This window comes from Caballeronia sp. INML3B, assembly GCF_023631305.1.
Lineage (GTDB): Bacteria > Pseudomonadota > Gammaproteobacteria > Burkholderiales > Burkholderiaceae > Caballeronia > Caballeronia turbans.
This window is the reverse complement of record NZ_JALQDI010000003.1, coordinates 146,584-170,709: the sequence shown is the minus strand read 5'-3', so window position 1 is coordinate 170,709 and position 24,126 is coordinate 146,584. Positions and strand designations below refer to the sequence as shown.

24 protein-coding genes, 1 other RNA gene and 1 riboswitch are annotated in these 24,126 nt (G+C 63.5%); of the genes, 10 read left to right on the top strand and 15 right to left on the bottom strand.

The genetic code is table 11. The annotated features are described in order from the left end of the window. Genes cobT through NCS58_RS03995 form a run of 4 tightly spaced genes read right to left on the bottom strand, consistent with a single transcriptional unit; the run spans position 1 to position 4,743 of the window. Positions 1–1,050: a nicotinate-nucleotide--dimethylbenzimidazole phosphoribosyltransferase gene (cobT, locus tag NCS58_RS04010; RefSeq protein WP_250537917.1), complete on the bottom strand. Its 1,050-nt coding sequence runs from the start codon at positions 1,048–1,050 to the stop codon at positions 1–3. An 11-nt stretch (positions 1,051–1,061) separates the two neighbouring features. After that, on the bottom strand, positions 1,062–1,838 hold the full coding sequence (locus tag NCS58_RS04005) for an ABC transporter ATP-binding protein (protein ID WP_250476404.1): 777 nt from the start codon (positions 1,836–1,838) through the stop codon (positions 1,062–1,064). Then, on the bottom strand, positions 1,835–2,833 hold the full coding sequence (locus tag NCS58_RS04000; RefSeq protein WP_250537987.1) for an iron ABC transporter permease: 999 nt from the start codon (positions 2,831–2,833) through the stop codon (positions 1,835–1,837). Before NCS58_RS04000 ends, NCS58_RS04005 begins: the two co-directional genes overlap by 4 nt. 35 nt (positions 2,834–2,868) lie before the next feature. Next, the gene (locus NCS58_RS03995; RefSeq protein ID WP_250537916.1) at positions 2,869–4,743 is read right to left on the bottom strand and encodes a TonB-dependent receptor domain-containing protein; all 1,875 of its coding nucleotides are present in this window, start codon (positions 4,741–4,743) and stop codon (positions 2,869–2,871) included. A 79-nt stretch (positions 4,744–4,822) separates the two neighbouring features. Further along, a riboswitch (cobalamin riboswitch) is annotated at positions 4,823–5,148 on the bottom strand. A gap of 258 nt (positions 5,149–5,406) precedes the next feature. Here NCS58_RS03995 and NCS58_RS03990 point away from each other — a divergent pair. From NCS58_RS03990 to NCS58_RS03970, 5 genes are all read left to right on the top strand, one after another. Further along, positions 5,407–5,775 (top strand): hypothetical protein, encoded by a 369-nt coding sequence (locus tag NCS58_RS03990; RefSeq protein WP_061118797.1) that lies wholly within the window; start codon positions 5,407–5,409, stop codon positions 5,773–5,775. Next, entirely contained in the window at positions 5,772–6,086 is a 315-nt protein-coding gene (locus NCS58_RS03985; RefSeq protein ID WP_061118796.1) for a cell division protein ZapA, read from the top strand. The genes NCS58_RS03990 and NCS58_RS03985 overlap by 4 nt, the downstream gene beginning before the upstream one ends. A gap of 105 nt (positions 6,087–6,191) precedes the next feature. After that, positions 6,192–6,373: non-coding RNA, 6S RNA (gene ssrS / locus NCS58_RS03980), on the top strand. A 71-nt stretch (positions 6,374–6,444) separates the two neighbouring features. Beyond that, the gene (locus NCS58_RS03975; RefSeq protein WP_061118795.1) at positions 6,445–6,903 is read left to right on the top strand and encodes an EVE domain-containing protein; all 459 of its coding nucleotides are present in this window, start codon (positions 6,445–6,447) and stop codon (positions 6,901–6,903) included. Between the two features lie 76 nt (positions 6,904–6,979). After that, a complete protein-coding gene (locus NCS58_RS03970) occupies positions 6,980–7,711 on the top strand; it encodes an SIMPL domain-containing protein (protein ID WP_284502124.1) in 732 nt (243 codons plus the stop codon). A gap of 29 nt (positions 7,712–7,740) precedes the next feature. On the opposite strand, the gene lgt is transcribed toward NCS58_RS03970, so the two are convergent. Beyond that, complete coding sequence (gene lgt / locus NCS58_RS03965; RefSeq protein ID WP_250537915.1) at positions 7,741–8,643, bottom strand: prolipoprotein diacylglyceryl transferase; 903 nt, start codon at positions 8,641–8,643, stop codon at positions 7,741–7,743. Positions 8,644–8,679: 36 nt separating this feature from the next. Continuing rightward, complete coding sequence (locus NCS58_RS03960; protein ID WP_250537914.1) at positions 8,680–9,639, bottom strand: LysR family transcriptional regulator; 960 nt, start codon at positions 9,637–9,639, stop codon at positions 8,680–8,682. A gap of 109 nt (positions 9,640–9,748) precedes the next feature. Here NCS58_RS03960 and ilvD point away from each other — a divergent pair, with 109 nt between their 5' ends. After that, the gene (gene ilvD / locus NCS58_RS03955) at positions 9,749–11,422 is read left to right on the top strand and encodes a dihydroxy-acid dehydratase (RefSeq protein WP_250537913.1); all 1,674 of its coding nucleotides are present in this window, start codon (positions 9,749–9,751) and stop codon (positions 11,420–11,422) included. A 77-nt stretch (positions 11,423–11,499) separates the two neighbouring features. Here the strand turns inward: ilvD and NCS58_RS03950 are convergent, their stop codons facing one another. The 3 genes from NCS58_RS03950 to NCS58_RS03940 form a co-directional block, all read right to left on the bottom strand. Continuing rightward, positions 11,500–11,841, bottom strand: coding sequence for a DUF2486 family protein (locus NCS58_RS03950; RefSeq protein ID WP_250537912.1), 342 nt, complete (start codon positions 11,839–11,841; stop codon positions 11,500–11,502). Positions 11,842–11,953: 112 nt separating this feature from the next. Further along, a complete protein-coding gene (locus tag NCS58_RS03945) occupies positions 11,954–12,370 on the bottom strand; it encodes a DNA polymerase III subunit chi (RefSeq protein ID WP_061118790.1) in 417 nt (138 codons plus the stop codon). A gap of 7 nt (positions 12,371–12,377) precedes the next feature. Then, positions 12,378–13,901: a leucyl aminopeptidase gene (locus tag NCS58_RS03940; protein WP_061118789.1), complete on the bottom strand. Its 1,524-nt coding sequence runs from the start codon at positions 13,899–13,901 to the stop codon at positions 12,378–12,380. A gap of 171 nt (positions 13,902–14,072) precedes the next feature. Here NCS58_RS03940 and lptF point away from each other — a divergent pair, with 171 nt between their 5' ends. The 3 genes from lptF to NCS58_RS03925 are packed head-to-tail and all read left to right on the top strand — an operon-like array spanning position 14,073 to position 16,711. Continuing rightward, positions 14,073–15,164 carry an LPS export ABC transporter permease LptF gene (gene lptF / locus NCS58_RS03935; protein ID WP_250537911.1) on the top strand — a complete coding sequence of 364 codons (1,092 nt, stop codon included), beginning with the start codon at positions 14,073–14,075 and terminating at the stop codon, positions 15,162–15,164. 4 nt (positions 15,165–15,168) lie between these two features. Beyond that, entirely contained in the window at positions 15,169–16,317 is a 1,149-nt protein-coding gene (lptG, locus tag NCS58_RS03930; protein ID WP_250537910.1) for an LPS export ABC transporter permease LptG, read from the top strand. Positions 16,318–16,339: 22 nt separating this feature from the next. Continuing rightward, on the top strand, positions 16,340–16,711 hold the full coding sequence (locus NCS58_RS03925; RefSeq protein WP_250476403.1) for a sirohydrochlorin chelatase: 372 nt from the start codon (positions 16,340–16,342) through the stop codon (positions 16,709–16,711). Between the two features lie 88 nt (positions 16,712–16,799). Here the strand turns inward: NCS58_RS03925 and cobA are convergent, their stop codons facing one another. The 6 genes from cobA to NCS58_RS03895 form a co-directional block, all read right to left on the bottom strand. Further along, a complete protein-coding gene (gene cobA / locus NCS58_RS03920) occupies positions 16,800–17,555 on the bottom strand; it encodes a uroporphyrinogen-III C-methyltransferase (protein WP_250537985.1) in 756 nt (251 codons plus the stop codon). A gap of 34 nt (positions 17,556–17,589) precedes the next feature. Further along, positions 17,590–18,915: a GTP-binding protein gene (locus tag NCS58_RS03915; protein ID WP_284502123.1), complete on the bottom strand. Its 1,326-nt coding sequence runs from the start codon at positions 18,913–18,915 to the stop codon at positions 17,590–17,592. A gap of 28 nt (positions 18,916–18,943) precedes the next feature. After that, on the bottom strand, positions 18,944–19,906 hold the full coding sequence (cysD, locus tag NCS58_RS03910; protein WP_061118902.1) for a sulfate adenylyltransferase subunit CysD: 963 nt from the start codon (positions 19,904–19,906) through the stop codon (positions 18,944–18,946). Between the two features lie 89 nt (positions 19,907–19,995). Further along, positions 19,996–20,718: a phosphoadenylyl-sulfate reductase gene (locus tag NCS58_RS03905; RefSeq protein WP_250537908.1), complete on the bottom strand. Its 723-nt coding sequence runs from the start codon at positions 20,716–20,718 to the stop codon at positions 19,996–19,998. A gap of 3 nt (positions 20,719–20,721) precedes the next feature. Then, positions 20,722–21,261 (bottom strand): DUF934 domain-containing protein, encoded by a 540-nt coding sequence (locus NCS58_RS03900; protein WP_250537907.1) that lies wholly within the window; start codon positions 21,259–21,261, stop codon positions 20,722–20,724. A gap of 9 nt (positions 21,262–21,270) precedes the next feature. After that, complete coding sequence (locus NCS58_RS03895) at positions 21,271–22,947, bottom strand: nitrite/sulfite reductase (protein ID WP_250537905.1); 1,677 nt, start codon at positions 22,945–22,947, stop codon at positions 21,271–21,273. A 225-nt stretch (positions 22,948–23,172) separates the two neighbouring features. Between NCS58_RS03895 and NCS58_RS03890 the strand changes: the two genes are divergently transcribed. Then, positions 23,173–24,114 (top strand): CysB family HTH-type transcriptional regulator, encoded by a 942-nt coding sequence (locus NCS58_RS03890; RefSeq protein ID WP_061118780.1) that lies wholly within the window; start codon positions 23,173–23,175, stop codon positions 24,112–24,114. Positions 24,115–24,126 lie beyond the last annotated feature (12 nt).

The window sequence follows — 24,126 nt, the reverse complement described above, 5'->3', positions numbered from 1 at the left end:
TCAACCGGCTTTGTTCGACACACCGGCCGACTCGAAGCTCGCCATCTCGTCGACGAACGCGACGGCCGCGCGCAGGATCGGCAACGCGAGCGCCGCGCCCGTGCCTTCGCCGAGCCGCAGATCGAGTTGCAAGAGCGGCGCGGCATCGAAATGCGCGAGCATGCGCCGATGCCCCGTTTCGTTCGACGCATGCGCGAACACGCAGTACTCGAGCACCTCGGGCGCGATCTTCGCGGCCACGAGCAACGCCGATGTCGCAATGAAGCCATCGACCAAGATCGTCATGCCTTCGCATGCGGCGGCGAGATACGCGCCCGTGATCATCGCGATTTCGAAGCCGCCGAAAGTCGCGAGCGTGTCGATCGCATCGCCTTCGCGATGCAGCGCGAGCGCGCGGCCGAGCACATCGCGCTTGTGCGCGAGGCCATGGTCGTCGAGACCCGTGCCGCGGCCGACGCACTCGCCGATCGGCAGATCGCACAAGCGGCTCATCAGACACGCCGCCGCCGATGTATTCGCGATGCCCATCTCGCCGAAGCCGATCACGTTCGTGCCGAGCGACGCGTGATGCCGCACGCGCGCCGCGCCGCGCGCGATGCCTTCGAGCGCGGTCTCGCGCGACATCGCGGGCTCCCGCGCGAAGTTGCGCGTGCCGAGTCCCAGCGACAGGCGTTCGTACCCGTGGTCGATGGGAATCGGCGTCGCGACACCCGCATCGACGACTTCGAGCGACATGCCGACCGAGCGCGACAACGCGTTGATCGCCGCGCCGCCGCTCAAGAAATTCGCGACCATCTGCGCCGTCACTTCCTGCGGATACGAACTCACGCCCTCCTTCGCGATGCCGTGATCGCCGGCGAAGACGATCATCCCGGGACGCTCGATGCGCGGCCTGGTCGCGCGCTGGATCAGGCCCATTTGCAGCGCGAGGGATTCGAGCCGCCCGAGACTGCCGGGCGGCTTCGTCTTCATGTCGATGACGCGGCGCAGTTCGGCTTCGAGTGCGCGGTCGAGTGCGCGGGGCAGCGGGATGTCGTTGAACGAGGACATCGAAATTCCTTTCAGGGGCGATGAATGGAAGGCACGAGCGCTTCATGCTCGCCGTCGCGGATGAGCGCGAGCGGATAGCCGAATGCCGCGCCCGCGCGTTCGGGCGTGAGGACGTCGGCGACGAGGCCCGCGTGAGCGGCGCCGTTGCCGTCGAGCAGGAGCGCATGCGTCGCGAAACGGCGCGCAAGGTTCAGATCGTGGCACGAGAAGATTACGGTGCGCTTGTGCTCGCGCGCGGTGTCGCACAACGTATGCAGGCAGTCGATCTGATGACGCAGGTCGAGATGCGAAAGCGGTTCGTCGAGCAACAGGCACGGTGCGTTCTGGCACAGCACGGCAGCCAAGGCAACGCGCTGGCGTTCGCCACCCGAGAGCGTCAGCACGTCGCGCGAGGCGAAGGACGCGAGGCCGAGCGTGTCGAGCGCGGCGCGCGCGGCGCTGCGGTCGTCTTCGTTCTCCCAACCCCAGCCGGTGAGATAGGGAAAGCGGTTGAGCAATACGGTGTCGAGCACGGTCGCGCTGAAGGCGTCGTGCATGGCTTGGGGCATCAGCGCGCGCGCGCGTGCGAGGTCCGCCGCGCGCCATGACGCGAGTGCGCGGCCATCGAGCGACACGCGGCCCGACGCCGGTTTCGAGAGACCCGCGAGCACGTTGATGAGCGTCGTCTTGCCCGCGCCGTTCGGCCCGGCGATGCACCATACTTCGCCCGTCGATATCGTCTGCGTGAGACCGCCGATGAGCGTGCGCGCGCCCGCGCGAATCACGACGGCATCGAGTTGCAAGGTCATGGCGCTCTCCGCAAGAGCATCCACAGGAACATCGGCACGCCGATCAGCGCCGTGACGACGCCCACCGGCAACTGCGCGGGCGCGATCACGGTGCGCGCGGCGAGATCGGCGGCCATCACGGCGAGGCCGCCCGCGAGCGCGGCGGCGGGCACGAGCATGCGCTGATCGTTGCCGAACGCGAGACGCAGCAGATGCGGCACGACGAGGCCGACGAAGCCGATGGTTCCCGCCGTCGTCACCGCAGCCGCCGCGGCGATCGACGCGACGAGATACACACGCAGGCGCAATCGTTCGACCGGCACGCCGAGCGCACGCGCGGTGGCATCGCCGCGCAGAAGCACGTTCAATTGCGGCGCGACAGGAACGATGGCGACGAGCGCGACAGCGAGCGCAATCAACGCAGGCCACGGCGCGGCCGCGCCATTGAGATCGCCCGTCAGCCAGAAGATCATGCCGCGCAGCCGGTTCTCGGGCGCGATGCTCAGCATCAGCGTGATCAGCGCGCCCCATCCCGATGCGATCACGACGCCCGTGAGCAATAGTCGCGGCGACGCATCCTGAGCGCTCTGCCAGAGATCCTTGCGCGCGAGTCCGAGCACGACGACGATCGATGCGAACGCGCCCGCGCACGCCGCGATATCGACGCCCCACCACGGCACCGATGCGAGCATCGCGGCAAGCGCGAACGTCGCGGCGCCGCCGGATACGCCGAGCACGTACGGCTCCGCGAGCGGATTGCGCAACAGCACTTGCAGCAGCGCACCCGCCATCGCGAGCAGCGCGCCCGATGCGAAGCCCGCGAGCGCGCGCGGCAGCCGCAAGGTGAGCACGATCTCATCGGCGATATCGGGCGTCGCGGCGTGCGTGCGAACGAGCGCGCCGAGCGCACGCGACATGGGCAACGCGACACTGCCCATCGCGAGCGACGCGACGAGCACGATGAACGTCGCCGCGGCGAGCGCGATCCAGATCGCGGCCGCGCGGCTCGCGTTCATCGCACGCGCACGCTGGAGACACTCAGGCGCGTTGCTCACGACGGATGCCAGCCGAGCGTGATATAGGCGCCGCGCCGCGGCGTGTTGTACGAGTACGCAAGTTCATAGTCCTTGTCGAACAGGTTGTCGATGCGCGCTGTGACGTACCACGACTTCGAGACGTCATAGCGCGCCGAAAGATTCACGATGCCGTAACCCGCGAGCGTCGAATCGTAATCGTGGCGCTCTCCGCTCATGATCCACTCGCCGCCGACGCGCCAGCGCGCGATCGTGCGATGCGCCGTGAGCGTCGCGAAATGCCGCGCGCGCCGCGTCAGATCCTCGTGATTCGTCTCGTCGACGGGATTCTGGAACGTGACGCCCGCGCGCACGTCGGTTGCGCCGACATGTCCCGCCCACGATCCCTCGATGCCCTGCACTTTCGCGCGCCCGACGTTCTGCGCGACATAGTAGAACCCGCCGTCGGAAACATAGTCGATCAGATTCGAATAGCGCGTCTGGAACAGCGTCACGCGCATCACGCCGAGCGCATTCGATGCGTACTGCAACGCCGCCTCGACCGAATGGCTGCGCTCCGGCTGGATCGACGGATTGCCGCTGAACGGATAGTAGAGGTCGTCGAAGCTCGGCGCGCGAAACGAAGCCGCATAGCTCGCGCTCGCCTTCCAGTGCGCATCGAAGTGATATGCGTAGCCCAGATAGTAGCTGTTCGCGCCGCCGAAATCGGAATACTGATCGTGCCGCAGATTCGCCTGCAAATCGTTCGCGCCGATGTGCCCCACGTAGCCCGCGAACACCGAATTCACGTGACGATCGGGCGCGGTGAACTGGTCGGAATCGAGCGTCTGATCGAGATGCTCGTAACCGGACAACAGCGTGTGCGCATCGGTGATCCTGAAATCGTTCTGCCACGTGTATTGCCGATTCTCCGAGTCGAAGCGGCTCGTATAGGCGCCGTTCTGCTCGATATTCGCGCGATCCTGCCCCTGCGCGACCGTGAAGTGCGTGGTCCAGTTGTCGGTGATCCTGCCATTCGCGAACACCGACGCCGAACGCACGCGATCGTGCGCTTCGTTGATGTCGGATGGCTGGCCGTAGGCATCGTCGAAACTGTCGATGCCGTTCGATTGCATGAAGCGCACGCCCGCATCCCACTTGTCGCTGAACCGGTGGCGCAGCGTCGCCGCGACGCTCTCGTTCAGATAGCCGTTCGCGTTAGGATTCGCGCCGGGCGCGATCGCCGGATCGATCGACGAGAATCCATCGGTCTTTTCGCGTGACACGTTCAGGCTGAAGGTCGTGCGGCCGTCCTTGTCGAGCGCGCCGTTCACGCCCGCCGATTGACGCTGCGTGTGATAGCTGCCGTACTCGGCCTCGAAAGCGAAGCGCGGCGGATGCGGCTCGCCTTCCCTGGTGAAGATCTGCACGACCCCGCCAATCGCATTCGAGCCGTACAACGCCGATACATTGCCGTTCACGACCTCGACGCGCCCGATCTCATCGAGCATCAATTGCGATAGCTGCGCCGCGCCGAGCGACACCGATTCGACGCGCACGCCATCGATCAGAACGAGCGATTGCGACGACGCCGCGCCGCGTATGTAGACGCCGGAATTCGCGCCCGGTCCGCCGTTGCGCGTGACCTGCACGCCGGGCGCGAGCGCGACGAGGCCGAGCGCGTCGTCGGCGTTGGCATCGGCGATGTCCTGTTCATCGAACGCCGATGTCTGCGGGATCGATTCGGCGAGCGGCTGCGGCGCGCGCGTCGCGGTGACGACGACTGGGGCAAGCGTTTGCGAGGCGCCGTCGGCGGCGTGCGCCGCGCCGGGGAGCGCCGAGCCGAAGACCGCTGCAACGAGCGCGACATGACGAGTGGGGCCGTTCTTGAGCGCGGCCTGTGGCAATACCATGAGTGAAGTTCCGTTTCGCATGAGCGCGACCCCGCTCCCCGCGAGGACGATGCGCGACGAACGCACTTGCGCATTGAGCGCCGATGCGTCGAACTCTGGCCGGTATCCGGGCTGACGACGGATCGTCTCGCCTTCCCGCGCATCGTGCGCAGTGGCGTCGACACGTTTCTTGCAGTGGATTCGAATAACAAACCCGGTGTGATGAAAATCCACACGTTTGCGCTGCAAAAACGCGCATGAGACGACTTGCAACTTGCGTTGCGGTCGCTTACCGTTGCGGGGGCAGCACAGGTTGGCTCATCCCGGGTGGGTCCCGGTCGGACTTCGGAGACTTCGCTCCCTGTTTCCCGTTTGACTGCATCCGCGAGATCCGCGAATGCGAGCACCAAAAAGTGCGGCAAGTGTAGGAGCGCGGGTTGGGGCCGTCAAGAAAACGGCACGGACAGAGTAGCGCGGCACATGACGAATCGAACGAGAATCGGCCGGCCTGTCCCCACGAGCGATGACCAGCGCTCGCCTTTTCTGCACACGAATGCATGGCGACATGCGCTTGATTCGAAGGATTAAGCGCAAGATCGCATGCTGTTACGTCTCGAAACGAGACAATTATCGGAAGCTCCGTTGAACCGCGCTAAAATGCGAGGTCTTTAGAGGACGCAGCACATGCTCAACGAACTCGAATCACTGTCAGGAAATATCGGCCGGCTGATCCAGATCAGCGAGCGCCACAATCAGGCGCGTCAGGCGCTGCAAGAGCAACTCGAACAACTGCGCGCCGACTATGCGAACGTGCAGGCCGAACTTGCGCAAGTGCGTGAAGAGCGCGATACGCTGCAATCCGAACGCGACTCGCTCTCCGCGAAAATCGACGACGCGCAAGTACGCCTCAACGCCATTCTCGAAAAGCTGCCCCGCGCGAAGTCCGCGCAACATGCCGAATCCGACAATCAACTCGATCTCCTCGACGCCGATTCCCGGGAAGCACAGGAAGCGGAATTGCACGGCGAGCATCATCAAGGAGAGAAGGCATGACGACCACGCAGATCGAAGTATCCATTCTCGGGCAGCCGTATCGCCTCGCGTGCTCGCCGGAAACGGAAGGCGCATTGCGCGAAGCCGTCGCGCGCGTCGATGCCGAGATGAACAAGGTGCGTAATGCGAGCAGCGTGCGCGGCACGGATCGCATCGCGGTGATGGCAGCGCTTTCGCTGGCGTCGGAATTGCTTAAGCTGCAGGACAGCGTGCGTCACGGCGAGGCCTTCCCCGCCGAGGAAATCCGCCGCACGATGCATTCGATGAACGAACAACTGGGCGCGGTCATCGCGCAGTATGAAGCGCAGTGAGACGTCTGCGCGCTGAGTCAATCAGCACGCAATATCAATCGAAAAAAGAAACTGCCGATTTGCTCCCGAGAGGCTGCATAAGGCAAACGATTGGTGTAGAGTGACGGTTCCCTGCCTGGTTCGCCAAGGTCATATATTCCTTGAACCAATGCTACATTGGCACGGTTGCGGAACCTTGCAGCACGGGCGCGCGCGTCGCTAGTCCGATGTACCCGAAGTGTTGCTTACCGCGACCAATCTTGAACCCAGGTTCAGGATGCCGGCCTAGCGGCCGTGGCGGGGACCCATTCAAGAAACGGCATCGGTTTTTCCGATGCCGTTTTCATTTGCATCGACGATTTCCGCATAGCGAACCATCATGCGCTACTGGCTGATGAAGTCCGAACCGGACGAAGCGAGCATCGATCACCTCGCGCACGCGCCGAATAAAACCTTGCCGTGGACGGGCGTGCGCAACTATCAGGCGCGCAACTTCATGCGCGATCAGATGCAGCTCGGCGACGGTGTGCTTTTCTATCATTCGAGTTGTCCGGAGCCTGGCATCGCGGGCATCGCGAAAGTGTGCTCGACGGCGTATCCCGATCCCACTCAGTTCGATCCGAAGAGCGATTACTACGATCCCAAGTCCACGCAGGAAACGCCGCGCTGGATGCTCGTCGATGTCGAGTTCGTGAAGAAGACGCCGCTCATTTCTCTCGCCACGTTGCGCGAGCATGAGGCGCTCGCGGACATGCAGGTGCTCGCGCGCGGCAATCGCCTGTCGATCACGCCGGTAACAGAAGCGCAGTGGCGATTTATTACCGAACAACTCGTCTAACAAGGAACTTACGACACGAAGGCCGCGCCTAAATCCCGTCGCGAATCACGCGATATCCCGCGTTCGGAGTCCTTCGATGATCAACAAGAAAACCGCTGCCGCGCTCGCGCTCCTCGCGATGTCGGGCGCAGCGTTCACGCTTTCCCAAACGGCCGCCGCGCAAACGGTCATCACGCAGCCGCAGCCTTCGGGCGTGCTTTCTCTTTCGGCACAGGCAAGCGCGCAAGTGCCGCAGGATGTCGTCAACATCACGCTCTTCTACGAGCAGGAAGCGGCCGATCCCTCGTCTCTCACCAGTACGCTCAATCAGCGCGCCGAGGCCGCCTTGCGCGAAGCGAGGGGCGTCGACGGCGTGACCGCGAAGAGCGGCTCATTCACCGTGTATCCGGCAACGGACCGTGACGGCAAGATCTCCGCATGGCGAGGCCGCACGGAAATCGTGCTCGAATCGCATGACTTCGCGGCGGCGTCGAAGCTCGCGGGCAAGATGAGCTCGTCGATGCAGGTAGGCAGCGTCGCGTTCTCGCTGTCGCCCGAGGCGCAGCGCGCGGCCGAGCAGAAGCTCGTCACGCAAGCCATCGATTCGTTCCGCAAGCAGGCGCAAGCCGCCGCGCAAGGGTTCGGCTACAGCAATTACACGATTCGTGAAGTGAACGTCGGACATAGCGGCGTTCAGCCGCGCCCGGTCATGATGATGCAATCGCGCGCGATGAGCGCCGATGCGAAGATGGCCGCCCCCATCGCGATGGAAGCCGGCACGACGACAGTGACCGTCGACGTCTCCGGTTCGGTGCAGATGGGGCGTTGAACGATGCGGGGCGTGCTGCCCCGCAAAGCTCAGGCTTTCGCGGATTCGGGCGGCAGACGCAGATTGCGCTTGTACGCCCACACCATCACCAGCACGCCCACGATGATCATCGGCAGCGAGAGCCATTGGCCCATCGAGAGGCCGAGCGCGAGAAGGCCGAGATAGTCATCCGGCTCACGCGCGAATTCCACAGTGAAGCGCGCCAGTCCATAACCGATCAGAAACAGCGCGGAGATCGCGCCGACGGGACGCTGCTTGCGCGAAAACGTCCAGATCACGATGAACAGCACGAGTCCTTCGAGCGCGATCTCGTACAGTTGCGACGGATGACGCGGCAGCATGTGATAGCGCTGGAAGATTTCCGTGAGATGGTAGTGCGCGTCGAGTTGCGGATTCTTCGCAAGCCAGATCGCGTCGTCGTTCGTCGAGCTCTGGAAGAGCATCGCCCACGGCGCGTTCGGGCTCGTCACGCGGCCCCACAACTCGCCATTGATGAAGTTGCCGAGACGCCCCGCCGCAAGACCGAGCGGCACCATCGGCGCGACGAAATCCGTTACCTGCAGCCAGGTGCGCTTGCGGTGATACGCGAACAGCACCATCGCGAGCGTCACGCCGAGAAAGCCGCCGTGAAACGACATCCCGCCTTCCCAGACCTTGAAGATGTCGAGCGGATGCGCCGCGTAATAGCTCGCCTTGTAGAAGATCACGTAGCCGATGCGCCCGCCGAGAATCGTGCCGAGGACGCCATAAAACAGCATGTCGTCGATGTCCTTGGCGGTCCAGCCCTGCGCCGCCACGTAAGGCAGGCGCAGACGCAGCCGGCCGATGACGATGGCCGATATGAACGCCACCAGATACATGAGGCCGTACCAGCGCACGGCGAGCGGTCCGAGATGAATCGCGACGGGATCGAAATTGGGATGTATGAGCATTCTGATGTGGGAGCTTGAGCGAACTACAAGGGCGAATCATACCGAACCCGCGGTTTCGGCCCGCGAACGAACGATCTCGATGAACCCCGCGAGCACCGGGCTCACTTCCGCCGCGCGCCAGACGAGGCCGGTTTCGACGAGCATCGTCGACGCGTTCAGCGGGCGCAGCGGACGATACACGACACCCGTGCGCCGCAGATGACGCAGCGAATGCGGCACGAGCGCCACGCCCATGCCGGCGGACACGAGGCTCACGATGGTCTGCATCTGGATCGCCTCCTGGCCGATGCGCGGCGTGAGGCCGGCCGCGCCGTAGCAGCCCATGATGATGTCATACAAACCCGGCGCGAGACGCCTCGGAAAGACGACGAGCGGCGCGGCGGCGAGATCGTGCAGATCGACGGGCGTATCGGCCCATTCGTCGGCGCCCTGCCCCAGGTCCTGCGCAGCATCGGCGGACATCGCAATGACGAGCGGCTCGCGCGCTACGGACACATACGAGAGCGACGTGGCATGGCGCGGCGGCAGCGGCGGAATTACCAGGCCCGCGTCGATGCGCCCGGCGACGAGTTCCTCGATCTGCACGTCGCTCGTCGCCTCGGTGAGTTGCAGCCGCACGCCGGGATAGCGCGCGCCGAACTCGCGCAGCAGCGCCGGCAAAAGGCCGTAATCGGCGGTGGAGACGAACGCGAGTGACAGCACGCCCGCCTCGCCGCGCGCGAGCGATTGCGCGAGCGGACGCAGCGCATCGGCGCTTGCAAGCAGGCGGCGGACTTCCGGCAGCAGGTCCTTGCCGACGGGCGTCAGCTCCACGGTCCGTTTCGTGCGCACGAAAAGCGCGACGCCGAGCGCGTCTTCCAGCGCGCGGATCGCCTGCGAGAGCGGCGGCTGCGTCATCGCGAGACGCGCGGCGGCGCGACCGAAGTGCATCTCTTCGGCGACCGTTACGAAGTAGCGCAACAGACGCAGTTCGATGGGCGGGTTTCTCTGCTCCATTGATATTTTTTGCGACCTAATAAGCCCTGAATAATATATTGGACAGACACATCGCAGGGGTTGCATGCTTGCTGCACTAGAGCAAAAACGTCCCCTCACGGAGCACATCATGGCCTTCAATCGTCGCTCGAAGCACATCACCCAGGGCGTCGCGCGTTCGCCCAATCGTTCGATGTATTACGCGCTCGGCTACAAGGAAGAAGACTTCGACAAGCCGATGATCGGCGTCGCGAACGGGCACTCGACCATCACGCCGTGCAACGCGGGCCTGCAGCGCCTCGCGGATGCCGCCGTCGAATCGATCAAAAAGTCGGATGCGAACCCGCAGATTTTCGGCACGCCGACGATCTCCGACGGCATGTCGATGGGCACCGAAGGCATGAAGTACTCGCTCGTGTCGCGCGAGGTGATCGCGGACTGCGTCGAAACCGCGGTGCAGGGCCAGTGGATGGACGGCGTCGTCGTGATCGGCGGTTGCGACAAGAACATGCCGGGCGGCATGATCGGCATGGCGCGCATGAACGTGCCGTCGATCTACGTGTACGGCGGCACGATCCGCCCCGGCAACTGGAAGGGCAAGGATCTGACGATCGTGTCGTCGTTCGAGGCGGTCGGCGAATTCACGGCGGGCCGCATGTCGGAAGAGGACTTCAAGGGCGTCGAAAAAAACGCGTGCCCGACGACCGGCTCGTGCGGCGGAATGTACACGGCGAACACGATGAGCTCGTCGTTCGAGGCGCTCGGCATGTCGCTGATGTACTCGTCGACGATGGCGAATCCCGATCAGGAGAAGGTCGACTCAGCCGCGGAATCGGCGCGCGTGCTCGTCGAGGCGGTGAAGAAGGATTTGAAGCCGCGCGACATCATCACGAAGAAGTCGATCGAAAACGCAGTCGCGCTGATCATGGCGACGGGCGGCTCGACCAACGCCGTGCTGCACTATCTGGCGATCGCACATGCGGCGGAAGTGGAATGGAGCATCGACGACTTCGAGCGCATGCGCAAGAAAGTGCCGGTCATCTGCGATCTGAAGCCGTCGGGCCAGTACGTCGCCACCGATCTGCACAAGGCCGGCGGCATCCCGCAAGTGCTGAGGATCCTGCTCGACGCAGGCCTTCTGCACGGCTACTGCATGACGATCACGGGGCGCACGATCGCGGAAGAACTGAAGGACGTGCCGGGCAAACCGCGTGCGGATCAGAAGGTCATCTTCCCGATCGAACAGGCGCTTTACAAGGAAGGGCATCTGGCGATCCTGCGCGGTAATCTCGCGGAGGACGGCGCGGTGGCGAAGATCACGGGCCTGAAGAATCCGGTCATCACCGGCCCCGCGCGCGTATTCAACGACGAGCAAAGCGCGATGGACGCGATCCTCGCCGACAAGATCAAGGCTGGCGATATTCTCGTGCTGCGCTATCTCGGCCCGGTCGGCGGCCCGGGCATGCCGGAGATGCTCGCGCCGACATCGGCGATCATCGGCAAGGGGCTGGGAGAATCGGTCGGCTTCATCACGGACGGGCGCTTCTCGGGCGGCACGTGGGGGATGGTGGTCGGCCATGTGGCGCCGGAAGCTTACGCGGGCGGCACCATCGCGCTCGTGCAGGAAGGCGATTCGATCACGATCGACGCGCACAAGCTGCTATTGCAACTGAACGTGGAGGATGCGGAACTCGCGCGCCGCCGCGCCGCGTGGAAGCAGCCCGCGCCGAAGTACACCCGCGGCGTGCTGGCGAAGTTCGCGGCGCTTGCGCAGCCGGCTAACAAGGGCGCGGTGACGGGGTGAATCGGGCGTGACCGGATTGAAGAAGGGGCGCGCGTGCGCCCCTTTGTTTCGTGTGCCGTATGCGCGTTACATCGCGCTCATTCGCCGCGCTGCCGCCGCAACTCATCCTCGACCGCGTCGCGCACCCATTCGCTCATGCGGCCTTCCAGCGCCATCGCGACTTCGCGCGTGATCGCCGAAACGAGTTGCGTCGATTGCTCACGCAGCACTTCGCGGCAGCGCTCTTCGATCAGCGCGCGCGCATCGCCCGTCAGGAAAGTCGTGAAGCGGCCGTTCAGCCGCTCGGCGATCCGCTGCGCATCGTATTCGATCGCGGCTTCATCGGCGGCGCGCGCGCGCGCGTACTCGGGCTTGCCGGGCACGACGACATCGGTCAGAACGGGGATGGACGAATCGAAGGATTCGGGCTTGTCGGTCATGTTCAAAGGTCTCCTGTCGACCAGCGTTCGCGCATCGGCGCTGATTCCGATCTATTGCGAACCGCCATTTCTCAGCAGAGCTTAGTGCAGCAGAGGCGCGGCCTCTGTGCGCTCAACCGCCCTGATTGTGCGTCTCGATGACATAGCCGCGATCGCGATAGAAGCGATACCGCTCACGGCCCGCAGCGAGTTCATCGCCCTCGCTGCCGACGATCTCCACGAGCCGCTCGAAACGCGCGAACTGCGCAGGCACCGGCGCGCCGAGATTCACGAGCACCTGATGATGCGGCGCTTCGTCCAGATTCGACGTGAGCACGACGGGCGTGTCGTCCGCGAGCGGGCTCTGCGCCATGCAGTGCGGCACGAACTCGAGCGGCTGGAAGCTCCACAACTGCTCGTCGAACGCGGCGAGGCGCTGCGGTTCGGCGAGCACGACGAGCGGCTTGCCGCTCAGGTACGCCTTGCGCGCGAGGCGGCAGGCGTACGCGAGCGGATCGCCGACATTCGTATGAAAGTCGATGCGCGTCATGCCTGCTTCAAGCGCCCGCGCGATCGATCAGGAACTGCGAGAGCAGCGGCACGGGACGGCCCGTCGCGCCCTTCGCGGCGCCGCTCTTCCAGGCGGTTCCGGCGATATCGAGGTGTGCCCACGGATAAGCCGTCGCAAAGCGCGACAGGAAGCACGCCGCCGTCACGCTGCCCGCCGGCCGCCCGCCGATATTCGCGACATCCGCGAAATTCGACTTGAGCTGATCCTGGTATTCGTCGTCGAGCGGCAGTCGCCAGGCCGGATCGACCGCCTCGCGCGACGCGTCGAGCAGTTCGCCCGCGAGCGCATCGTCCTTCGAGAAGAGGCCCGTGTTGTGGTGACCCAGCGCGATGATGCACGCGCCCGTCAACGTCGCGATATCGACCACGGCGGCGGGCTTGAAGCGCTCCGCGTACGTCAGCGCGTCGCACAGGATGAGGCGGCCTTCGGCGTCGGTGTTGAGCACTTCGATCGTCGTGCCGTTCATCGCCGTGATGATGTCGCCCGGCTTCACCGCGTTGCCCGCGGGCATGTTCTCGCAGGTCGGGATCACGCCGATCACGTTGAGCTTCAGACCCATTTCGGCAACGGCGCGCATCGTGCCGAACACCGAGCCCGCGCCGCACATGTCGTATTTCATCTCGTCCATCGCCTCGCCCGGCTTGATCGAGATGCCGCCCGAATCGAACGTGATGCCCTTGCCGACCAGCACGACCGGCGCGTTCTTGCCCTTCGCGGCCGCACCCGCGCCCTGGTACTGCATGACGATGAATTGCGGCGGCTCGATCGAGCCTTTCGCGACCGACAGGAACGAGCCCATGTTGAGCGCTTCGATCTGCTTCTGGCCGAGCACTTCGACCTTCAGCTTGAAGTCGCGGCCGAGCTTCTTCGCCGTCTGGCCGAGATAGGTCGGCGTGCAGACGTTCGGCGGCAGATTGCCGAGATCGCGCGTGAGATCCATGCCGTTCGCAATCGCGACGCCCTGCTTCAGCGCGACCTTGGCGGCTTTCTCGTCGGCGGAATCGATGCTGAACACGACCTTCTTGAGCGAGCGCGCGCCGTTGTCGGGCTTGCTCTTCATCTGCGTGAACTTGTAGGTCAGCTCGCGCAGCGCGAGGATCGCGGCGCGCACGGCCCAGTCGCCGGTGCGTTCCTGGATCGGCAGTTGCGCGAGCGTGAACGTCGCCTGACCGATCTTCGAGCCGAGCACCACGCGCCATGCGGCGCGCACGGCTTCGCCATAGGCTTTCTGATTGAAGGCGTCCTGCTTGCCGAGACCGACGAGCAGCACGCGCGATGCGCCGATGCCGGTGACTTCGGGCACCATCAATGTCGTGCCCGCGCGGCCGCTCATGTCGCCGGCTTTGACCACGCGCGAGATCAGGCCTTTGGTCGCGACGTCCATGTCGCGTGCGGCGCCCGTGAGAGTCTGTGCTTCGAAGATGCCGAGCACGATGACATCCGACTTCCCGGTAAGGAAACCATTTGCCTCGCCTTTGCTCCAATCACAGGCTTTTATGCTAAAGTCCATCGCGCTTATCCTCGGATAAAATCTTGGCTGAAGGATGAAAGCCGCAATTATCCGCTATTTTTTCCGCGGCGGTCACAGGCAGGCGGCGTGAGGGTAAGCGAATACCCTTCCCGTAAGCCACGAGATGCGCGCCAGATTTCCGCATCCCCGCCGGCTCCAAGCAAAAATTCAATGATCTTCGAACGCTCCCTGCAGCGCGAACTCGCGTACACGGCCGGCGCCGTGTTCATGGTGCTGCTCACGATCATGCTCACGACGATGATGATCCGCATCGTCGGCTTCGCGGCGCAAGGTCAGATCGACCCGAAAGACGTCGTCGTGCTGATTGGGCTCACCGTCATCGGTTATCTCGCGGTCATGCTGATCGTGACGCTGTTCGTCTCCATTCTGTTCGTGCTCACGCGCTGGTATCGCGACTCGGAAATGGTCGTGTGGCTCGCATCGGGCGTCAGTCAGACACAGCTCATCAAGCCGATCGCCGTGTTCTCCACGCCGATCATCATCCTCATCATGTTCTTCGCGTTCGTCGGCTGGCCGTGGTCGAATCAGCAGAGCAAGCTCATCAAGCAGCGCTTTCAGCAGCGCGATGAAGTGTCGCTGCTCGCGCCGGGGCAGTTCCGCGAATCGCCGTCGAGCCATCGTGTGTTCTTCATCGAGAAGATGTCGCCGGATCAGGGCCACGTCGAGAATGTGTTCGTGACGAGCACGGAAGGCGGCAAGGTCAACGTGATCGTCTCGAAGAACGGTCACACGGAAACGCGCCCCGACGGCGACCGCTTCATCGTGCTCGACAACGGCCGCCGATACGACGGCGAACCCGGCCAGCCAAACTTCCGCATCATGGAGTTCGAGCGTTACGGTGTGAAGATAATGAGTCGCCAGGTCGTGAATACGCCGACCACAACGGGCATCTACACGCCGGATCTGCTCGCCAATCCGACCAAGGAAAATCTCGCCGAATTCGCGTGGCGCATGGGACTGCCGCTCATCGCCATCAACCTGATGCTGCTCGCCATCCCGCTTTCGTATCAGAACCCGCGCCGCAGCCGCACGATCAATCTCGTGATGGCGGTGCTGATCTACCTGACGTATTCGAACCTGCTGAACGTCGTGCAATCGTGGATCGAGCAGGGCAAGCTGTCGTTCGGCGTGGGTATCGTCGGGCTGCACATCGTCGTTGGGGCACTCGTCGCGTTCATCTTCTGGCTGCGGATTCGCAACCGGCCGCTCTTCAAGCTCCCGTCGCTGTCGAAGGGGGCCTGACGCGATGCGCATCTACGAACGATATTTCGCGCGCCAGATTTATCTCGCGTTCATCTTCATTCTGTTCGCGTTCTCGGGCCTGTTCTTCTTCTTCGACCTGATCAACGAACTGAACACGGTCGGGCACGGCAACTACAAGTTCACGCTGGCGGTACTGCGCGTCGCGCTGCAGACGCCTTCGCGCTTCTACGAGATCATTCCGGTCGCCGCGCTCATTTCGGCCATCTACGTGTTCGCGCAGATGGCGGCGGCTTCGGAGTTCACGATCTTTCGCGTCTCGGGACTCTCGACCGGCGCCGCGCTGCGTTCGCTCCTGAAGATCGGCATCCCGCTCGTGCTCGTCACGTATCTCATCGGCGAAGTGGTCGGGCCTTACACGGACCAGTTGTCCGAGCGCGTGCGGCTGGAGGCGCTCGGGTCGTCGGTGTCGTCGAATTTTCAGTCGGGCGTGTGGGTGAAGGACACCCTGACGGCGAAAGAGAACGGCGAGCAGGTCACGCGCTTCGTCAACGTCGGCACATTGAATCCCGACACGACGATCGCCAACGTGCGCATCTACGAGTTCGATTCGAAGTTCCGGCTGACGAATGTGCGCATTGCGAAAAGCGGCGTGTACCAGCCGCCGGGTCACTGGAAGCTCACGGGCGTCACCGACACGCAACTGAACGATGCGCCGCCGCAGGCGGTCAACCCCGGCGACACGCTGAACCCGGTCTATCGCGCGACGCAAACAACGCTGCCCGAGTATTCGTTGCGTTCCGAGCTGACACCACAGATTCTGTCCGTGTTGCTGGTGTCGCCGGATCGGATGTCGATGTTCAATCTGTTCCGCTATATCCAGCATCTGACGGAGAATCATCAGGATGCACAGCGGTATCAGATCGCGTTCTGGCGCAAGATCCTTTATCCGTTCGCGGTGTTCGTGATGCTGATTCTGTCGCTGCCGTTCGCGTATCTGCATACGCGCGCGGGCGTGGTCGGCGTGAAGGTGTTCGGCGGCATCATGATCGGCATGAGCTTTCAGCTGTTCAACACGCTGTTTTCGCATATCGGCAATCTGAACACGTGGCCCGCGCCGATCACCGCGGCGGCGCCCGCCCTCGCCTATCTCGCGATCGGGCTCGTGGGCCTCAAGTGGGTGGAGCGGCACTGACGTTTCCTGCGAGGAGCGCGCAATGAAGACGCACGGCATCATCCTGTTCGGTCACGGCGCGCGCGATCCGCGTTGGGCCGAGCCGTTCGAACGGCTTGCCGCGAAGTTGCGCGGCGCGCGTGACGAACCGGTTTCGCTGGCTTTTCTCGAGTTGATGTCGCCGGATCTGCCTGCTGCGGTCGATCAGCTAGCCGCCGATGGCTGCAATGCGATTACCGTGGTGCCGGTGTTCTTCGGGCAAGGCGGGCATGTGAGAAGGGATTTACCGGAAATCGTCGAGAGGTGCCAGGCGGCGCATCCGGATGTCGTCATTGCCTGCGCGACGGCCGTCGGGGAGGACGACGCGGTGCTGGATGCGGTGGCGCAGTATTGTTTGCGGCAGGTTGCCCGGTAGTTCATCGTTGGCCGTTCGGCTATCGCGGTTCAAAAAAAAACGCACCGTCTCCGGTGCGCTCTTTGCTTATGGGCCGATCGAACCGACATCAAGCCGCCGCCTGCATCCCCTTCAAATGCACCTTCGGCTTCGCCGATGCACGCTCGCGAAACGCCTCGCCGATCATCAGCAAACTCGGCTGCGACGGATCCAGCCATTCCTGCGCCTCGCCCAGCGCCATGCGCGCCAGCGTCATTGTCAGCGTGCGCTCACGCGGCGTGCTGCATGCCTCGACGATCGCCACCGGCGTCGAGCCCGGGCGGCCCGCGTCGATCAACTGCTGCGCGATATCCGGCGCGCTGTCGCGGCCCATATAGAACACGAGCGAATCCGCCTTTGCCTGCTCGCGGATCTCATCGCTGTCGGGGGCGCGCGAATGAGTCGCCATCGCGACGCTGCGCGCCACGCCGCGCAAGGTCAGCGAACGCTTGAGCGTCGCGGCGCTCGCGAGCGCCGCCGTAATGCCCGGCACCACTTCGAACTCGATGCCGGCCGCTTCGAGCGCGCGCATTTCCTCGTCGGCGCGACCGAAGAGCATCGGATCGCCGCCCTTCAGACGCACGACGATGCCGCGCTCCAGCGCCGCATCGACGATTTGCTTGTTGATGAAGTGCTGGGCCGTCGAGCGCTGTCCACAGCGCTTGCCGACGGCAATCTTCTTCGCGTTCGGCGCGTAATCCAGCATCGCCGGTTCCACGAGCGCGTCGTGCAAGACGACATCCGCCTGCTCCAGCAAACGCATGCCGCGCACGGTGATGAGATCCGCCGCGCCCGGTCCCGCTCCGATCAGATAGACCTTACCCATAGCTTTCATCGATCAACTCGTGTGCTCAGATGGCTCATGCAGAGATTGCACGAATCATACCGGCCGCGACCGTGTGATGCGTCGCTTCGTCGATCAACACGAACGCGCCGGTTCCCTGATGCGTATCGTACTCGTCCGCGACGATCGGCTTTTGCAGCGTGAGCGCCACGCGGCCGATATCGTTCATCGCAAGCGTAGTGCGATCGACCGAATGCGACAGCGTATGCACATCCAGCACCTGCTTCACCGCGCCGACGCGCGCGAACACCGTGTTGGTCGTCTGCTTCAGCAGGTACTTGCGCTGCGGCGAGAGCGGCTCTTCGTCGAACCAGCAGATGTCCGCTTCGAGCTTCTTCGCCGGTTCGACCCTGTGCGCCGCGTTGGCCACATTGGGAACGAAGGTGTCGCCGCGCGACACGTCGACGTCCTCCGTCAGGCGAATGGTCACCGTCTGGCCCGCAAACGCGCGATCGACGGGCGCCACGCCGCCCGGCACCGGCGCGATGATCTCGGCGACGGTCGCTTCACGATTGGCCGGCAGCACGAGAATCGCATCGCCGACGCGCACTTCGCCCGCCTCGACACGGCCCATGTAGCCGCGGAAATCGTCGGCCTGCGAGCCGTCCTGACGCGCGACCCACTGCACCGGGAAGCGCAGCGCCTGATCGTTCGGCTGCGCGACCGGCAGCGACTCGAGCAGATCGAGCAGCGGTTCGCCCGCATACCACGGCATGCGCTCGCTCGCCGTCACGATGTTGTCGCCCTTGAGCGCCGACACGGGCACGAAGCGCACATTCGACAGACCGAGCTGATGCGCGAGCGTGACATACGCATCGCGGATCTCGTTGAAACGCGCTTCGCTGTAATCGACCAGATCCATCTTGTTGATCGCGACGATCGCGTGCTGCAGGCCGAGCAGCTTGACGATCGCGCTATGGCGCTTCGTCTGTGGCAACAGTTGCGCGACGCCGTTCTCGAAGGTGACGCGCGTGGCGTCGACGAGAATGATCGCGGCATGCGCCGTCGATGCGCCCGTCACCATGTTGCGCGTGTACTGCTCGTGGCCCGGCGTATCGGCAATGATGAATTTGCGCTTGGCGGTCGCGAAATAGCGGTACGCGACGTCGATGGTGATGCCCTGCTCGCGCTCGGCTTCCAGCCCGTCCGTCAACAGAGACAGATCGATTTCATCGCCCACCGTGCGCTTGTTCTTCGCGCGCGAAATCGCGGACAACTGGTCCGACAGCACAGCCTTGCTGTCGTACAGCAGACGGCCGATCAGCGTGCTCTTGCCGTCGTCGACGCTGCCCGCCGTGATGAAGCGCAACACGCCCAGGTCTTCAGCTTGATAGATGCTCATGATTCTTTCGTTCCTCGGGGCGTGTGGCTTAGAAATAACCTTGCTTCTTGCGCTGTTCCATCGCGGCTTCGGATGCCTGGTCGTCCATGCGCGTCGCGCCGCGCTCGGTGATTTCCGTCACGGCGGTTTCGGCGATGATCTTCTCGACATCGTCGGCATCGCTCGCGACCGGGCACGTGCAACTGATGTCGCCGACCGTACGGAAGCGCACCTGCGCGATCTCGGCGGCCTCGCCCTCACGCACCGGCGTCAACGGCGTCACCGGCACGAGCAGGCCGTTGCGGCGCACGATCTCGCGCTCATGCGCGTAGTAGATCGACGGCAGTTCGAGCTTCTCGCGGGCGATGTATTGCCACACGTCGAGTTCGGTCCAGTTCGAGATCGGGAACACGCGCAGATGCTCGCCCGCATGCAGCCGCGCGTTATAGATGCTCCACAGTTCCGGGCGCTGGGCCTTCGGGTCCCACTGGCCGAATTCGTCGCGGAACGAGAAAATGCGCTCCTTCGCACGCGCCTTCTCTTCGTCGCGGCGCGCACCGCCGATCATCGCCGTGTAGCCGTATTCCTCGATGGTTTCGAGCAGCGTCACCGCTTGCGCGGCGTTGCGCGAATCCGTCTCGCGGCGCAGGCGCACGGTGCCCTTTTTGATCGAATCCTCGACATGGCCGACAACCAGTTCCGCGCCGATTTCCGCCGCGCGGCGATCGCGGAAGTCGATCACTTCCTGGAAGTTGTGACCCGTGTCGATATGAACCAGCGGGAACGGCAACTGAGTCTTGCGGCCCGCGCCGAGACCGAACGCCTTGAGCGCGAGATGCAGCACGACGACCGAATCCTTGCCGCCCGAAAACAGGAGCGCGGGCTTGCTGCATTCCGCGACAAGTTCGCGAATGATGTGGATCGACTCGGCTTCGAGCCAGTCCAGGTGATCCATGCGGGTCGCCTTGTTGGCGATCGGTGCGGTGACGGTTGAGTCGAGCGTCGTGCTCATGTTCGTCGATCCTTTTTTATGCAGCGTCATGCAGTTTCCACGGCGACGATGCGTTCAATGACAGGGGGTGATGCGGCGTCTTGCGCGCCTTAAATCGTCGAGCTCGGAGCTTCCTCGACGATCTTGATGTTCGTGATGTGCAGGCCGCATTCCTTCGTATCGCGCGATTCCCACCACCAGCGGCCCGCCCGGCTGTCTTCGCCGGGGCGCACCGCACGCGTGCAGGGCTCGCAGCCGATGCTCGGATAGCCGCGCGCATGCAGCGGATTCACCGGGACATCGAAGGCCTTCAGGTAATCCCACACATCCGTTTCGGTCCAGTCCGCGAGCGGATTGAACTTCGCGATGCCGCGCGGCGCGTCGTGCTCTTCCTCGTGCAGCTCGGCGCGCGTCACCGACTGCTCGCGACGCTGGCCCGTCACCCACGCGGACACATCCGACAGCGCGCGATTGAGCGGCTCGACCTTACGGATATGGCAGCAGCCCTTGCGCAGATCAATGCTTTCGTAAAACGCGTTCAGGCCATGATCGCGCACGTAGGTGTCGACCGCGTCCTGCTGCGGATGGAACTGCTCGATGTCGTAGCCGTAGCGTGCCTTCACGATGTCGAGCATGCCGAGCGTTTCCGCATGCAGGCGGCCCGTGTTCAGCGAGAAGATGCCAATCTTCACACCGCGCGACAGAATGGCGTGCGTGAGCACCATGTCTTCGGCGGCGAGGCTGCTGGCTAGCTTGACGCGTTCGTGGCGTGCTGCGATGGAATCGAGCAGCGCATCGATGCGTTCAACCTTGGCTTGCAATTCTGGCGTCATGCATCAGGCTCCAAGCGCTGCCACGAGTGCCGCGCGACGGCGGAACAGCGGTTCGAGATTGTCGGTCGCGCCCTGGTACAGCTCGGTGAACTCGTTGAACGCGTTCAGCGCGTCGTTGATGTCCTTGTCCGCGCGCACCGCGAATGCGTCGAAGCCGCAACGCGAATGGAACAGCACCTGGTCGCGCAACACGTCGCCGACCGCGCGCAGCTCGCCCGTCCACTGATAACGCTCGCGCAGCAGACGGCCGATGGAGAAGCCGCGGCCATCGCGGAACACCGGGAAGTCGACCGCGATCACGGAAAGCTGGCCGAAGTCCGGCGCGAGATCGGCGGGTTCATCATCCGGCGCGAGCCAGACGCCGATGTCTTCCTTCGGGCGCGATGCGACGATTGCCGACTTGTGCTCCTTCCACAGCGCGAACGGCACGATGACCTTGCCGGCGGGCAGCGCATCGACAGCGGGCAACGCGCCGTCTTCGGCGGCACGCACGACGGTGAAATGGTCTTCGACGACGGCGCGGTTCTTGATGATCAACGTCATTTGAAATCCTTAAGCGTGAGCCTGGCGCGATGCGTACACGCGCTCCTTGAACGGCGCCATGCCGATGCGGCCGAACGTCTCGATGAAGCGCTCGCCTTCGATGCGGTTGTCGACGAACGTGTCGATCACTTGCGAGATCACATCGGGCATCTCTTCGGCCGAGAACGACGGGCCGATCACCTTGCCGAGATGCGCGCCGGTCGCGCCCGAGCTTTGCTCGCCGCCGAGCGTCACCTGATACCACTCCGAGCCGTCCTTATCGACGCCCAGAATGCCGATGTTGCCGACGTGGTGATGACCGCACGCGTTGATGCAGCCCGAAATGTTCAGCGACAGGTCGCCGAGATCGTGCACGTAGTCGAGATCGTTGAAACGGTCTTGAATCGCGAGCGCAATCGGGATCGACTTCGCGTTCGCGAGCGAGCAGAAGTCGCCGCCCGGGCACGCGATGATGTCGGTCAGAAGGCCGATGTTCGCGGTCGCGAAACCGAGCGCCTTCGCGCGTTCCCACACGGTGTACAGGTCGCGCTTCTTCACGTTCGCGAGAATCAGGTTCTGCTCGTGCGACACGCGGATTTCACCGAACGAGAATTCGTCGGCGAGCGTGGCGACGTCGGCCATCTGCTTGTCGGTGGCGTCGCCCGGCGCGATGTGACGCTGCTTCAGCGACAGCGTCACCGCCGCATAGCCCGGTACCTTGTGCGGACGCACGTTACGCTCGACCCAGCGCGCGAACGGCTTGTCGTCGATCAGATGCTTTTCGAACGAAGCGTCCGTGTCCGCCAACTTTTCGTATGCAGGCGGCGCGAAGAACGTCGACACGCGATCGACTTCTTCCTGCGTGAGCGTCGAGGGGCCGTCCTTCAGATGCTGCCACTCTTCCTCGACCTGCTTCGAGAACTTCTCCGGCGACAGCGCCTTCACGAGAATCTTGATGCGCGCCTTGTACATGTTGTCGCGGCGGCCGTAGCGGTTGTACACGCGCAGCACGGCTTCGCAATACGTGATCAGGTGTTGCCACGGCAGATCGCGCTTGATGATCGCGCCGACGATCGGCGTGCGGCCGAGACCGCCGCCCGCGAGGATGTCCATCACGACTTCGCCCTGCGCGTTCTTCTTCAGATACACGCCGAGGTCGTGGACCTGCACGGCCGCGCGATCTTCCGCCGAACCGTTCACGGCGATCTTGAACTTGCGCGGCAACCACGCGAATTCCGGATGGAACGTGGACCACTGGCGCAGGATTTCCGACCACGGACGCGGATCGACCTGCTCGTCGGGCGCGACGCCGGCGAACTGGTCGGCCGTGATGTTGCGAATGCAATTGCCCGAGGTCTGGATCGCGTGCATCTGCACCGAGGCGAGCTTGCGCAGGATTTCCGGCGTCTCTTCGAGCTCGACCCAGTTGAACTGGATGTTCGTGCGCGTCGAGAAGTGGCCGTAGCCGCGGTCGTGCTCGCGCGCGATGGTGGCGAGCATGCGGAGCTGGTCGCTGCGCAGGTTGCCGTACGGAATCGCGATGCGGTGCATGTACGCGTGACGCTGCATGTAAAGGCCGTTTTGCAGGCGCAGCGGACGGAATTCCTCTTCGGTCAATTCGCCCGACAGTCGGCGGCGGACCTGGTCAGCGTACTGCGCGACACGTTCGTCGACGATGCGTTGGTCGATCTGATCGTATTGGTACATTCGGGGGCCCCAAGTTCTTGTAAAGGCGCCGCGTCCTAGGTTACGCAGCGCGTCTCGTCCATCGAATACCCATTCAGTCGCCGTCGCGAGCGTCGTTCAGACGAAACGCTCATTTGCTTATGACAGATAGAGATATGGATATTGGAAAAATTGGACTGATAGTAAAGAACCTGCTATATATTGCAAACGACTGAAAAATTACTTTGATATGCGGTTGAGTTATAAATGAATCTGCATCAGTTCCGCTTCGTGCGCGAGGCCGTCCGGCAGAATTTCAATCTGACGGAAGCCGCGAAGGCACTGTATACATCCCAGCCGGGCGTCTCGAAGGCGATCATCGAGCTGGAGGACGAACTGGGCGTCGAAATCTTCACGCGCCACGGCAAGCGCGTGCGCTCGCTGACGGAGCCGGGCCGCATCATCCTCGCGTCGGTCGAGAAAATATTGCAGGAAGTCGAGAGCCTTAAGCGCGTCGGCAAGGATTACGCGGCGCAGGACCAGGGCAATCTCGTCATCGCCGCCACGCATACGCAGGCGCGCTACTCGCTGCCATCGGCAATTGCGGAGTTCAAGAAGCGCTTTCCCAAGGTCCACCTTTCGATTCTGCAAGGCAGCCCCACGCAGGTCGCGGAGATGGTCATCCACGATCAGGCGGATATCGCCATCGCGACCGAGGCAATCGCCAACTATAAAGAGCTGATTTCGCTGCCATGCTTCCAGTGGCAACACCTCGCCGTGATGCTGCCGGACCATCCGCTGCTCGAGCGCAAGACGCTCACGCTCGACGACCTCGCGCAATATCCGATCATCACCTACGAAGCGTCGTTCGCCGGGCGCACGAAGATCAATCAGGCGTTCGCGCGACGCAACCTGACGCCGGATGTCGTGCTCGAGGCCATCGACGCCGACGTGATCAAGACTTACGTCGAGCTGGGGCTCGGCGTCGGGATCCTGGCCGATATCGCGTTCAATCCGGAGCGCGACAAACATCTGCGCGCGATGCCCGTCGGCCATCTGTTCGGCACGAACGTCACGCGTCTCGCGCTGAAACAGGGCGCGTATCTGCGCAGCTATGTGTATACGCTCGTCGAATTGCTGTCGCCGTCGCTGAACCGCAAGTTGATCGAGCAGGCGCTTTCCGGCGAGCACGAGAGTTACGAGCTCTGAATAAAATGGCGG

Excerpts from the sequence above, each read along its gene's own strand:
- cobT (WP_250537917.1), bottom strand. The coding sequence starts at position 1,050 with ATGTCCTCGTTCAACGACATCCCGCTGCCCCGCGCACTCGACCGCGCA.
- NCS58_RS04005 (WP_250476404.1), bottom strand. The coding sequence starts at position 1,838 with ATGACCTTGCAACTCGATGCCGTCGTGATTCGCGCGGGCGCGCGCACG.
- NCS58_RS04000 (WP_250537987.1), bottom strand. The coding sequence starts at position 2,833 with ATGAACGCGAGCCGCGCGGCCGCGATCTGGATCGCGCTCGCCGCGGCG.
- NCS58_RS03995 (WP_250537916.1), bottom strand. The coding sequence starts at position 4,743 with ATGGTATTGCCACAGGCCGCGCTCAAGAACGGCCCCACTCGTCATGTC.
- NCS58_RS03990 (WP_061118797.1), top strand. The coding sequence starts at position 5,407 with ATGCTCAACGAACTCGAATCACTGTCAGGAAATATCGGCCGGCTGATC.
- NCS58_RS03985 (WP_061118796.1), top strand. The coding sequence starts at position 5,772 with ATGACGACCACGCAGATCGAAGTATCCATTCTCGGGCAGCCGTATCGC.
- NCS58_RS03975 (WP_061118795.1), top strand. The coding sequence starts at position 6,445 with ATGCGCTACTGGCTGATGAAGTCCGAACCGGACGAAGCGAGCATCGAT.
- NCS58_RS03970 (WP_284502124.1), top strand. The coding sequence starts at position 6,980 with ATGATCAACAAGAAAACCGCTGCCGCGCTCGCGCTCCTCGCGATGTCG.
- lgt (WP_250537915.1), bottom strand. The coding sequence starts at position 8,643 with ATGCTCATACATCCCAATTTCGATCCCGTCGCGATTCATCTCGGACCG.
- NCS58_RS03960 (WP_250537914.1), bottom strand. The coding sequence starts at position 9,639 with ATGGAGCAGAGAAACCCGCCCATCGAACTGCGTCTGTTGCGCTACTTC.
- ilvD (WP_250537913.1), top strand. The coding sequence starts at position 9,749 with ATGGCCTTCAATCGTCGCTCGAAGCACATCACCCAGGGCGTCGCGCGT.
- NCS58_RS03950 (WP_250537912.1), bottom strand. The coding sequence starts at position 11,841 with ATGACCGACAAGCCCGAATCCTTCGATTCGTCCATCCCCGTTCTGACC.
- NCS58_RS03945 (WP_061118790.1), bottom strand. The coding sequence starts at position 12,370 with ATGACGCGCATCGACTTTCATACGAATGTCGGCGATCCGCTCGCGTAC.
- NCS58_RS03940 (WP_061118789.1), bottom strand. The coding sequence starts at position 13,901 with ATGGACTTTAGCATAAAAGCCTGTGATTGGAGCAAAGGCGAGGCAAAT.
- lptF (WP_250537911.1), top strand. The coding sequence starts at position 14,073 with ATGATCTTCGAACGCTCCCTGCAGCGCGAACTCGCGTACACGGCCGGC.
- lptG (WP_250537910.1), top strand. The coding sequence starts at position 15,169 with ATGCGCATCTACGAACGATATTTCGCGCGCCAGATTTATCTCGCGTTC.
- NCS58_RS03925 (WP_250476403.1), top strand. The coding sequence starts at position 16,340 with ATGAAGACGCACGGCATCATCCTGTTCGGTCACGGCGCGCGCGATCCG.
- cobA (WP_250537985.1), bottom strand. The coding sequence starts at position 17,555 with ATGGGTAAGGTCTATCTGATCGGAGCGGGACCGGGCGCGGCGGATCTC.
- NCS58_RS03915 (WP_284502123.1), bottom strand. The coding sequence starts at position 18,915 with ATGAGCATCTATCAAGCTGAAGACCTGGGCGTGTTGCGCTTCATCACG.
- cysD (WP_061118902.1), bottom strand. The coding sequence starts at position 19,906 with ATGAGCACGACGCTCGACTCAACCGTCACCGCACCGATCGCCAACAAG.
- NCS58_RS03905 (WP_250537908.1), bottom strand. The coding sequence starts at position 20,718 with ATGACGCCAGAATTGCAAGCCAAGGTTGAACGCATCGATGCGCTGCTC.
- NCS58_RS03900 (WP_250537907.1), bottom strand. The coding sequence starts at position 21,261 with ATGACGTTGATCATCAAGAACCGCGCCGTCGTCGAAGACCATTTCACC.
- NCS58_RS03895 (WP_250537905.1), bottom strand. The coding sequence starts at position 22,947 with ATGTACCAATACGATCAGATCGACCAACGCATCGTCGACGAACGTGTC.
- NCS58_RS03890 (WP_061118780.1), top strand. The coding sequence starts at position 23,173 with ATGAATCTGCATCAGTTCCGCTTCGTGCGCGAGGCCGTCCGGCAGAAT.